Annotated in this window: 11 protein-coding genes and 2 rRNA genes; all 13 read right to left on the bottom strand. The window is 67.5% G+C overall.

Annotation, left to right across the window (positions count from 1 at the left end):
• On the bottom strand, positions 1-434 hold a 434-nt coding region (locus tag VKG81_RS01705; RefSeq protein WP_324389090.1), incomplete at its 3' end, for a site-specific integrase.
• Positions 434-1,054: an NUDIX hydrolase gene (locus VKG81_RS01700; protein ID WP_324389089.1), complete on the bottom strand. Its 621-nt coding sequence runs from the start codon at positions 1,052-1,054 to the stop codon at positions 434-436. The genes VKG81_RS01705 and VKG81_RS01700, both read right to left, overlap by 1 nt.
• Positions 1,047-2,807: a CTP synthase gene (locus VKG81_RS01695; RefSeq protein WP_324389088.1), complete on the bottom strand. Its 1,761-nt coding sequence runs from the start codon at positions 2,805-2,807 to the stop codon at positions 1,047-1,049. Before VKG81_RS01695 ends, VKG81_RS01700 begins: the two co-directional genes overlap by 8 nt.
• A 143-nt stretch (positions 2,808-2,950) precedes the next feature.
• On the bottom strand, positions 2,951-3,892 hold the full coding sequence (locus tag VKG81_RS01690) for a copper transporter (protein WP_324389087.1): 942 nt from the start codon (positions 3,890-3,892) through the stop codon (positions 2,951-2,953).
• Positions 3,893-3,902: 10 nt separating this feature from the next.
• On the bottom strand, positions 3,903-5,087 hold the full coding sequence (gene steA / locus VKG81_RS01685; protein ID WP_324389086.1) for a putative cytokinetic ring protein SteA: 1,185 nt from the start codon (positions 5,085-5,087) through the stop codon (positions 3,903-3,905).
• 107 nt (positions 5,088-5,194) lie between these two features.
• Positions 5,195-6,952 (bottom strand): DNA repair protein RecN, encoded by a 1,758-nt coding sequence (gene recN, locus VKG81_RS01680; protein WP_324389085.1) that lies wholly within the window; start codon positions 6,950-6,952, stop codon positions 5,195-5,197.
• On the bottom strand, positions 6,953-7,891 hold the full coding sequence (locus tag VKG81_RS01675; RefSeq protein WP_324389084.1) for an NAD kinase: 939 nt from the start codon (positions 7,889-7,891) through the stop codon (positions 6,953-6,955).
• A complete protein-coding gene (locus tag VKG81_RS01670) occupies positions 7,888-8,694 on the bottom strand; it encodes a TlyA family RNA methyltransferase (protein ID WP_324389083.1) in 807 nt (268 codons plus the stop codon). The genes VKG81_RS01675 and VKG81_RS01670 overlap by 4 nt, the downstream gene beginning before the upstream one ends.
• Before the next feature lie 6 nt (positions 8,695-8,700).
• On the bottom strand, positions 8,701-8,868 hold the full coding sequence (locus tag VKG81_RS01665) for a hypothetical protein (protein WP_324389082.1): 168 nt from the start codon (positions 8,866-8,868) through the stop codon (positions 8,701-8,703).
• A gap of 8 nt (positions 8,869-8,876) precedes the next feature.
• Positions 8,877-9,902: an HAD-IIA family hydrolase gene (locus VKG81_RS01660; RefSeq protein WP_324389081.1), complete on the bottom strand. Its 1,026-nt coding sequence runs from the start codon at positions 9,900-9,902 to the stop codon at positions 8,877-8,879.
• 1 nt (position 9,903) lies between these two features.
• Positions 9,904-10,677, bottom strand: coding sequence for a tetratricopeptide repeat protein (locus VKG81_RS01655; RefSeq protein ID WP_324389080.1), 774 nt, complete (start codon positions 10,675-10,677; stop codon positions 9,904-9,906).
• A 114-nt stretch (positions 10,678-10,791) separates the two neighbouring features.
• A 5S ribosomal RNA gene (gene rrf / locus VKG81_RS01650) occupies positions 10,792-10,905 on the bottom strand.
• Positions 10,906-10,979: 74 nt separating this feature from the next.
• A 23S ribosomal RNA gene (locus VKG81_RS01645) occupies positions 10,980-11,097 on the bottom strand; the annotation flags it as partial.

Here is an 11,097-nt window from a genome sequence, read left to right as displayed (position 1 = left end):
CCGTCCGCCGGGCCGTCACCGCCCGCGCCGGTCACCAGTGCGAGCACCTCGTCGACGGTCAGGCTCTTGGGTAGCCGCCGGCCCGGGGTGGGCGGCTTGACCGCCTTTGCGACGTCGCTGGTGGTCAATCCCTCGGCCGCGGCGAACCGGTGTAGCCCGCGCACCGCGATCAATGCTCGGGCCGCCGAGACCGCCGATAACCCGGCCGTGCCGGCGTGCGGATCGCCGCGGCGCAAAGAGACGACGAAGTCGCTGACGTCCTCCTCGCTGGCATCGGCGAGGTCGTCGATGCCGCGCACCGCGAGATGCTCCTGGTAGCGACGCAGATCGCGACGATACGAACTCAACGTGTTGGCCGCGACGCCACGCTCGATGGTCAGATGGTCGAGATACCCCTGCAGCTGTCCGTCGAGCGCCGGCGCGAGAGTCGTCATCATCGGCCCTGCCGTCGTGCGAACGCGGAGGGCCGGTCCGGCCATTGGGCGTCGACAGGCCGGGTCGGCTTGCCCTCGATCACCGCCGCGTATGCGGCCAGCACACCGGCGGCCGCAGTGGCATTGACGATTTCACCGGACATCACCATCTGCACCGCCTGCTCGAGAGGGAACCAGTGCAGCGTCAAGTCGGCCTCTTCGTCCTTGGCTTCCGGGCGGCCGACGTCCGATAACCCCGTCGCCAGATACGTGCGCACGGATTCGTCGGAGAATCCCGGCGAAGACGCGACATCTAGCAGAACTCGCCAGTTTTCGGCCGCCAGCCCGGCTTCCTCCTTCAGTTCGCGAGCGGCGGTTTCCGCCGGGTCTTCGCCTTCGGTGTCGAGCAACCCCGCGGGCAATTCCCACAGCCGGCGGCCCAGCGGATGGCGGTACTGATAGACCATAGCGAGGTTGCGGTCGTCGTCGATCGCCGCGATGGCCACCGCGCCGAAGTGTTCGACGACCTCGCGCGTCGCGGTGCTCCCGCCAGGCATCAGCACATGGTCGACACGCAGCGCCAAAATTCTTCCGGCATAAGCTGTTTCGGAAGAGACGGTTTGGAAGTCGTGCTCAGCCACGGGCCACTGGCTGCTGCAGCAGCCCCTCGACCCCTCCCGGATGCTCGGTGCCGTTCGCTCGGCGTTCCGGAATCTCGACCGGCAACCGTTCGGCGGCTTTGTAATCCAGCGCGGCGCCGATGAACCCGACAAAAAGCGGGTGTGGCCGGGTGGGCCGGCTCTTCAGCTCCGGGTGCGCCTGGGTACCGACGAGGAACGGGTGAACCTCGCGTGGGTATTCGACGAATTCAACCAGGTGCCCGTCGGGCGAGGTGCCGGAGAACCGCAACCCGCTCTCGGCGATCTTGTCGCGGTATTCGTTGTTCACCTCGTACCGGTGCCGGTGCCGCTCAGAAACCTCGGTGGATTGATATGCCTCAGCCACGATGGATCCCGGTTCCAGCACGGCCGGATACGCACCGAGCCGCATCGTGCCGCCGAGGTCGGCTTCCCCCGCGACGGCGTCCCGCTGGTCGGCCATCGTGGAGATGACGGGATCGGGCGTTTTGGGGTCGAATTCGGCCGAGTTGGCCTCGGTGAGTCCCACCGAACGCGCCGCATCGATCACTATGCATTGCAGCCCCAGACACAAGCCGAGCACCGGCAGCCCATGCGTACGGGCATAACGGATCGCACCGATCTTCCCTTCGATGCCGCGTATCCCGAATCCGCCGGGGATCAGCACGCCGTGGACGTCACTGAGAACCGCCGCCGCGCCAGTGTCGGTTTGGCAGTCGTCGGAAGCCACCCAACGCATTTCAACCTTTGCGTGGTGCTTGAAGCCGCCGGCACGTAACGCCTCGGCGACCGAGAGGTATGCGTCGGACAGGTCGACGTACTTTCCCACCAGGGCGATGCGGACGGTCTCCTGCGGCTCGTGTACCCGCCGCAGCAGGTCGTCCCATTCCGTCCAGTCGACGTCGCGGAAGGGCAGGCTCAGCCGGCGCACGACGAAGGCGTCCAACTCCTCGCGGTGCAGGACCTTGGGAATGTCGTAGATCGACGGCGCATCCGGTGTTGAGATCACGCCGTCGATGTCGACGTCGCACATCAACGCGATTTTGTTCTTCAGGTGCTCGGGCACGTCGCGGTCGCTGCGCAGGATCAACGCATCGGGAGTGATACCGATGCTGCGCAGCGCGGCCACCGAGTGTTGCGTCGGCTTGGTCTTGAGTTCGCCAGATGGCGCCAGGTAGGGAACCAGCGAAACGTGCAGAAAGAAGACGTTCTCGCGGCCGACGTCGTGGCGGATCTGCCTTGCGGCCTCCAGGAACGGCTGCGATTCGATGTCCCCGACCGTACCGCCGATCTCGGTGATCACTACATCCGGTCGGTTGCCGTTGGCGTCGGGGTGCGCCATCGCCAGGATCCGGCTCTTGATCTCGTCGGTGATGTGCGGGATCACCTGGACGGTGTCGCCGAGGTATTCACCACGCCGCTCCTTGGCGATGACCGACGAATACACTTGCCCGGTAGTCACATTCGCTGACCCCGACAGGTTGCGGTCGAGGAACCTCTCGTAGTGGCCGACATCGAGGTCGGTCTCGGCACCGTCCTCGGTGACGAAAACCTCACCGTGTTGAAATGGGTTCATCGTGCCCGGGTCGACGTTGAGGTAGGGGTCGAGTTTCTGCATGACGACCTGCAGGCCGCGAGCGGTCAGGAGCTGGCCCAGGCTGGAGGCAGTCAAGCCCTTGCCGAGCGAAGACGCCACGCCGCCGCTGACGAAGATATGCTTGGTGGCGCTTTGCGGATGCTTGCGTAAAGCTGGCAAGAGCAACTCCCGTGACGACGGCGCAGGCAATGCTTCCAACAGCTGGGGCCTGCCGACCCACGGAATTTCACCTTAACACTGCCGCCGACAAGCCGTCGCTGACACGCCAGCGATCGGGGGTACCGCCCGCTTGCGTCGGAGTCCTACTGCGGGACCGTCACCGCTGTCGCGCCCTGACCCGTCCCGTAATGGGCGCTGTGGCCGCCGTTGAGCAGGTCATGCAGCGCCAGGATCGCGGTGATGCGGCCCGACTCCATGTCAAGGTCATCGACAGTGCTCACGGCGGTCGCCATGCCCGGATCGGCGCGTGTCACCGCCACCGCGGCGGCGCCCGAGGCGCCACCCTCGGAGCCGGCCAGCACCGTGCCGGATCCATGCGGCGCCAGCGCCGCGGCGAACCGCGCGACGGAGGAGCCCCGGTTGCCGGCGTCCTCGCCGAGCCCGCCGCCGGTCACCACCAGCGCAGCATTGGCCGCAGAGATCGGCTTGTCGGGGTATGTGATGAAGCCCGTCTCGCGCAGCGCCGCGAGTGCGGTGTTGCGCTGCGCGTCGTCGACTGGCGGAGCTGCCGGGTTCTTGTTGATCTGCAGCACGATGCCCATCAGGTCACCGGCCTGCGAGCCTTGGTCCACCGACGCGGTGCTCAGCTGCGAACCTGCGGGCAGGATCGACGAATTCACCACGGACAATAGCTTTTCGGCGTTGTTGGCGTCGACGAACTGCTCTGTCAGCGCAACGGTTCCGGTCACGGTGCCACCGGCCTCGCCGACCAGCCGGGTCAGCTCTTGCACCACGTCATCGGAGGAGTCCGGGGTGCGGAAGATCACCACCGACTTCTCCGCGAGTGAGTCGTGCAGCATCCGGCCTGCCATCGCCGCGTCGAAATCACCTGCGGAGTTCAGCTTTTCGCCCAACGCGTTCTTCTGTTGGTCGAGGGTGTTGATCTGATTCTGCAGCTGGCGTTTGTCGTCGCGCAGGCCCGACAACAGCGTGTCCGACAGCAACCCGGAACCCAGTACCACCCCGACGGCCAGTGCCAGGAACACCGCCGCAAGCGAAAACGCATGTTGGCGCAGCGATATCACGATGACGGTCCTAAGAGACGAGGTGCTGCACCCACAGCGAGAAGCGGTTCCAATACCCGAACACCCAGTCCACGGCGGTGTGATCGGCCTTCGATACCCACAGCGCCACGATGACCGCGATGAGCATCGCCAGCACCAACAGCGCGATCGCGCCGCCGGAGATCCTGTTGCGGTACAGCGTTGCGACGGCCTTGGCGTCCACCAGCTTCTGACCCACCTTGAGCCTGGTCAAGAACGTCGACGGGAGGCTGTGTTGGCGGGAACGATCGAAGAACTCCTCGATCGTGGCGGTGTGCCCCGCGGTCACGATCAACGAGGCGCCGTGGTGGTCGGCGAGCAGCAGTGCCAAGTCGGCGGCGGATCCGGCCGCCGGGAACGTCATGGCGCCGACGCCAAGGTCTTGGATGCGCTCCAGTCCGGGTGCATGTCCGTCAGCGTCGGCGGGCAGAACGACGTGCGCGCCGCACCTGAGCACGTCGGCGCTCATGATGTCGGGATCGCCCACGATGAGCTGGGGTCGGTAACCCGCCTTGCGGAGCACGTCGGCTCCCGTGCCAACGCCGACGAGCACCGGCTGGTACTCCTTGATGAACGGTTTGAGCAACTTGAGATCTTCTGCGGCCGACTCTTCTTCGGCCACGACCACGACGTGGCGGCGGTTGAGGTCGACGTCGATCTCGGGGATGCCGATTCCATCGATCAGAAGCGGGCTTTCGCTGCGGATGAACTCGATGGTGTTGCCCGCAAATGCCTCGAGGTGGGCGACCAGCCCGCTCTTGGCCTCGTGCATCAGCTCCGAGATCTCATGGTCGCCGCGCTCCGCGCCCTGGATCAGCCGGCGATCGCCCGCGTACACGCCGCCGTCATGTAGCCGTATCCGCGCGCCGTCCTTGACCTTCCTGAAGACGTCGGGCCCGGTGTCGTCGACCAGCATCACCCCGTTGGCCACCAGCACTTCCGGTCCCAGATTCGGGTAGCGACCAGAGATCGATGGCGAAGCGTTGATCACGGCGGCGACGCCGGCCTCCACCAGCGCGTCGGCGGTGATCCGGTCGAGGTCCAGCGCGTCGATCACGGCGACGTCGCCGAATCCGACGCGGCGCAACAGCCGGTCGGTGTCGCGATCGACGCGGGCGGTTCCGACCAGGCCGGGCCGCGAACTGGCATTGCGAGACAGAAGCGCTGACATCTTCATATCGGGGATTCTGTCGGCGAAACGGCGAGAGCCGTGGAGGCGCGCCGTAACACCAGCCTCACAAGTTTGCTTTTGTCACATTAGTAACACGACTTGGTTGCGGTGACTTAGCCGGCCGCGCGGTCCCCTGCGGCAGTCGAGAGCAGCTCGCGAGCGTGTGCACGGCCGCTGTCGGAATCACCCAACCCGGCGAGCATGCGGGCCAGCTCCACGACCCGGCCGTCGTCGTCGAGCCGGCGCACGTCGCTGGTGCCGTTCCGGCCGCCGGCCTCGACCACGAGGTGAACATCGGCATAGGCGGCGACCTGCGGCAGGTGGGTGACGACGATGACCTGGTGCGTGCGCGCCAGCCGGGCAAGCCGTCGCCCGATCTGCACCGCCGCTCGGCCGCCCACGCCGGCGTCGACCTCGTCGAAGACCATCGTCATGCCCTCTGCTGACGCGGCGAGCACCACTTCGAGCGCCAGCATCAACCGGGACAGTTCTCCGCCCGAGGCGCTCTTGTTGACCGGCAGGATCGCGGCGCCTCGGTGAGCGGTGAAGCCGAACTCGACGATGTCGGCACCTGCCGAACCGGCATGCGCCGCCATCCCCGACGGCAGGATCACCGGTGCGGAATCGTCGACCCGCGCCGGCATGGGCTGCACCGTGACCGTGAACTCCGCGTCGCCCATCGCCAACCCGGCCAGTTCGGCGGTGACGGACTTGGCCAGGCCCTTGGCCGCCTTGGTCCGTTCCTTCGTCAGATCGGCAGCGGCTCGGGCCACCTGACTCGCCAACTCATCCACCGTGCGCTCGAGCCCGGCCAGGGCTTCTTCGGAGACATCCAACTGGCTCAACCGTTCCCGGGCCTCCTGCGCCCAGTCCAGCACGCCGACGATGTCGGCGGCGTACTTGCGTGTCAACGTGCGCAACTGACCCTGGCGGCCCAGCTTTGACTCGAGCATGCTCGCGTCGCTCGGCAGCTCGTCGAGATAGCTTGACAACTCGCTCGATACGTCGGTGATCAGCGTCAACGCCTCGCCGAGTTGAGAGGCCAGCCCGTTGAGAGCGCCGTCGTCCGTGGCTTCGAGGGCGGACTTGGCCCGCCCGACCCAGTCGGCGGCCGACGCCGCGGCGTCGCCCGCGTCGGGACTGCCCGACAACGAGGCGTGGGCGGTTTGCGCCGCTTCGCGCAGTGCGTCGAGCTCCGAAAGACGCCGGATGTCGGCGACGATCGCGTCGTCTTCCCCGGGCATCGGGTCGACGGCGGCGATCTCGTCGAGCGCGAACTTCAGCTGGTCGGCTTCCTGGGCGAGCTCTCGGGCTCGCGCCGCGCGGTCGGCGAGATCCCGGCGCGCGTGCAGCCATTCGTCGCGCAGCTTGCGGTAGCGATCCAGCTTGGCGCCGATGTCGGCGTAGCGGTCGAGGGCGGCGCGCTGCTCGTCGGGCCGCATCAGCCGCAGTTGGTCGTTCTGTCCGTGCAGTGTGAGCAGCTCGGTGGTGAACGTACTCAGCGACCTGGCGGGCACGCTGCGGCCGCCGAGGTAGGCCCGCGACGGTCCGTCGCGGCTGACCGCGCGTGCCGCGATGATGCTGCCGTCGTCGTCACGGACGGCACCCGACGAGTCGAGGATCTCGGCGACTTCGGCCGCGGGTTGCCCATCGAGTTCCTCGGTCGTGAATCGTCCCTCGACGACAGCCCGTTCGGCGCCGGAGCGCACGCGGGTGGCATCGGCGCGGGCGCCGCCGAGGAGGTGCAGACCGGTGACGACCATGGTCTTGCCGGTCCCGGTTTCACCGGTCAGCACGGTCAGCCCGCGGCCGAATTCCGCCACGGCGCTGCCGATAGCGCCGAGCGACTCGATCCGGATTTCGGAGAGCACTCAGTCGTCCAATGTGGTTGGGCCGCGCCAGCCGGTGACCGGCAGCCGGAACTTGCGCACCAGGCGGTCGGTGAAAGGCGCGCTGTCGAGTCGCACCCAGCGGACCGGGGTCGCGCATCGAACCACCTGTACGCGCGCGCCCGCCGGCACGTGGATCTCGCGGCGGCCGTCGCAGACCACCATTGCATCGTTGCCGTCGGCTTCCACCTCGATCGCGATGCACGCCTGCGGGCTGGTCACCATGGGCCGCGAGAATAGCGCGTGAGCGTTGTTGGGCACCACCAAGATTGCCTCTAGTTCGGGCCACAGGATGGGCCCGCCGGCAGAGAACGCATAGGCCGTGGAGCCGGTCGGGGTGGACACCAGCACGCCATCGCACCCGAACGCTGAAACGGGGCGTCCGTCCACTTCGAGGACCACGCCGAGCACACCGAGGTGGATACCCTTCTCCAGACTGGCCTCGTTGATTGCCCACCCGTGACCGACGACGTGACCGTCGACGTGCACCGAAACATCAAGCGTCATACGGTCTTCGACTCGGTAGTCGCGGGCGATGACGTGCTCCAAGACCCGGTCGATGGCTTCTGCCTCGGCTTCGGCGAGAAATCCGATACGGCCGAGATTCACGCCGAGTACCGGCACGTCCGCGTTGCGGGCCAACTCCGCGGCTCGCAGGAACGTCCCATCGCCACCGAGGACCAGCACCAGCTCGCAACCTTCGGCAGCGCGGTCGCTGGGCTCGACGACCTCGATTTCCACGCCGAGGGCGCGCATGTCGTCGGGCGCCAGGTGGAGCGAACCCCGGTCGACCGCCTCGGCAGCCAGCACCCGCAGTGCGATTCCATTGTCGCCCAACACTTTCTGTACACGACGGGCCGTCTCGGTGGCTTCGTCGCGGCCGGTGTGGACCACCAGCAGAATTGTGCGGCTAGCTGTCATTGCGGCCCCTCGATGACGGCGCGCTGCACGAGCCGCCCCAACTCGTCGCCGACCAGACCGCATGCTGTGCGTGCCCGCAGCCAAAGGAAGTATTCGACGTTGCCCGAGGGTCCGGGTAACGGGCTGGCCGTCGCGTCCAGCGTGTGCCATCCCAACTGCTCGGCGCGGCGGGCCACGGCCAGCACGGCGCCGGCCCGCAGCTGGCCGTCATGGACCACGCCGCCCGGGCCGACATGATCTTTTCCGACCTCGAACTGGGGCTTCACCATGGGAACGATATCGGCGTCGGGTGACGCACAACCTGTCAGCGCGGGCAGCACGGTCGCGAGCGAGATGAAGGATAAGTCGGCGACCACGAGGTCGACCGGTCCGCCGATAACGCCGGGTGAAAGGTCGCGGACATTCGTGCGTTCCAAAACCACCACGCGCGGGTCGGCGCGCAGAGGCCAGGCGAGCTGCCCGTAGCCGACGTCGACCGCGACCACCTCGAGGGCCCCGCGGTCGAGGAGCACCTCCGTGAACCCGCCCGTGGAAGCGCCCGCGTCCAGGCATCTTTTGCCCTCGATCGTCAGACCGAAGGTATCGAGCGCACCGATCAACTTGTGCGCCCCGCGGGAGACCCAGGCCGGCTCCCCCGCGTTGACGGTCAGGCTCGCGGTGACCGCAATGGCGGTGGCGGGCTTGGCGGCGGGCATGCCGTCGATGCTGACCCGGCCGGCGCCGATCAGCTCGGCCGCCTGCTGGCGCGACCGGGCCAGTCCACGGCGCACCAGCTCGACGTCAACGCGCGCACGCCGGGCCACCGCCGGTCACCCTTTCTCCACCGACTCCAGGGCGCGCACCAGCACCTCATGCGCGGCCTCGAGCCGTGCCGCCATCGCCTCGATGTCGAGGTCGGCATCGGCTGCGGCGGTGTCCGGCAACTCGGCCAGCAGCCCCTCGATTTCGGCGCGGATCTGCTCAGGGTCGGTAGTCATCTCGCTTCTCACGCTAGCCGATCCTGCGGCTCCAGCAGGGACCAGCACTGCAGGGCGTCGCGGGCGGCGTTGTCACCCGCGAGGAACACAACGGCACGGCCGTTCAGATCCGAGTTCCAGACTGCGTTGGCCGCCGCCCGGACAATCGACAGCCCGTCGTCGTCGCCGCCGTCGTCAACGGCGCTGATGGTGACCATGGGTCCGTCGATGTCGATGTGCCAGGCGGGCTGATGGGCGACACGAAGTGGCTCCGGCGAATCGCGCAGTGCCCGTAGGTCGTGCCCGATGTAGGTCGGCCGCTGGCCGGGCTCGGCCCGGACCGCGTCCTGCGCGCTGCTGACGCCGGTCAGCACTAGCAGGCTGGGCAGCTTGGCGGCATTGGCGCCGGCGATGTCGGTGTCCAGGCGGTCACCGATGACGAGCGGTGCGCGAAAGTTCCCGCGTCTCAACGCATCCGCCATCAGGATGGGCTGGGGCTTACCGGTGACCTGCGGTTCCTGGTCGGTGGCTGCGCGCAGCGCGGCGACCATTGCGCCGTTGCCGGGCAGCAGACCGCGCTCGGACGGCAGGGTGACGTCGACGTTGGCAGCGATCCACAGTGCGCCGCCGCGGATGGCCAGCGCGGCCTCCGCGAGGTCCGCCCAGCCGGTGTGCGGTGAGTGCCCTTGAACCACGGCCACCGGCCCGTCGTCCCATCTCCGGACCGGTCGCAGCCCGACTGCGGAAACCTCGCCCGCTAGCGCCTCGGTGCCCACGATCAGGACGGGCGCATGCGCCGGCAGTTGCTTGGCGAGGACCCGCGCCGCCGTCTGGGCGCTGGTGACGATGTCCTCGGGCTTGGCGCTGAAGCCGAGCTCGCGCAGGTGTGCCGCGACGTCTCCCGCCGAGCGGGAGGCGTTGTTCGTGATGAACAGCGCGCGCGTGGTGATTCCCGCCATGGTCTCCACGGCCCCGACAGTCGGTTCGGCGCCGCGGAACAGGGTGCCGTCGAGATCGACCAGCAGGCAGTCGTGCTGTTCGGCGAGGCTGGTCATATCACGCCAGCTCGGCCAGTCGGTCTTCGGCGTCCGTGACGCCGTCGACGTCGGCCGCCGCAGCACGCAGAAACCATTGCAGCGCTTCATCGGTACGGCCGAGCGCTAGCAGGGTCTCGGCACACGCGTAATTGAGCCTCGCAGCGGTCTCGCCGATTCGCGCCGGGTCCAACGGTGGGGTGGAAAGGATGGCCAGCGCCTGCTCGAGCTGACCGAGGTCCGCTCGAGCGCCGGCGAGGACAATGCGTAGTTCGTCGGCGTCGTCGCCGGTGAGCTGCGCGGCCTCCGGGCTGCGGCCGAGTTCGATGGCCCGCTCGGGGCGGCCGACGCCGCGTTCGCAGTCGGCGATCATCGGCAGCAGCTGCGATTTGCTGCCCATGCGACGGGCGGCGCGCAATTCGGCGAGGGCCTGTGCCCAATCGCCGCACTGGTAGGCGGCGATGCCGACCGCTTCGCGCACCGCGGAAATGCGGCCGGAGCGGGCGCGAGCGGCGCGGGCATGGGCGAGCGCGGCCTGCGGATCATCGTCGAGCAGTTCACCGGCGGCGACCAGGTGGCGTGCCACGATGTCGGCATTGACACGATCCAAAGTGCTTAGTTCTCGACGGATTTCGGGCGCCAGCTGCCGCGCGTCGATCTCGGCCGGAATCGCCGGCTCCTCACCACGCGGTGGCCGATCGGTGTCTTGTCGCGTGCTCTGCGGCTGGCGAGGCCGGGCGCGACCGGGCCCGGACCGCGACGGCCCACGGGACTCATGTGTGTTGTCGTCGACCACCTTTTGAGGATACGGGCACCGTGTATTCACAACAATTCGGCGTTATTCGCCAATTTCATTGGTCGGTGAGTGGAGAACACCCCCGGTGGTTTTCCGGGGGTGTTCTGTGTGTGTGTTCGGCGGTGTCCTACTTTTCCACCCGTGTTGGGTAGTATCATCGGCGCTGGCAGGCTTAGCTTCCGGGTTCGGGATGGGTCCGGGCGTTTCCCTGCCGCTATGGCCGCCGTAACTTTTTATGTGTTTTGTCGGGGGTTTTTGTGGTGGGGGGTGTGGTGTTTGTGGTGGTGGTGTGGTTGCGGGTTGTGGGTAAGTTTTCGGCCGGTTAGTGCCAGTTCCCTGAGCGCATTGCTGCGTGTGCAGGTCTGGTCTATTGATCCCGTGGTCTGCGGGGGGCCTTATCCCACTTGATGGGTGAGAAGC

Source organism: Mycobacterium sp. (assembly GCF_035314905.1).
Lineage (GTDB): Bacteria > Actinomycetota > Actinomycetes > Mycobacteriales > Mycobacteriaceae > Mycobacterium.
This window is presented reverse-complemented; position numbering and strand designations above follow the sequence as displayed.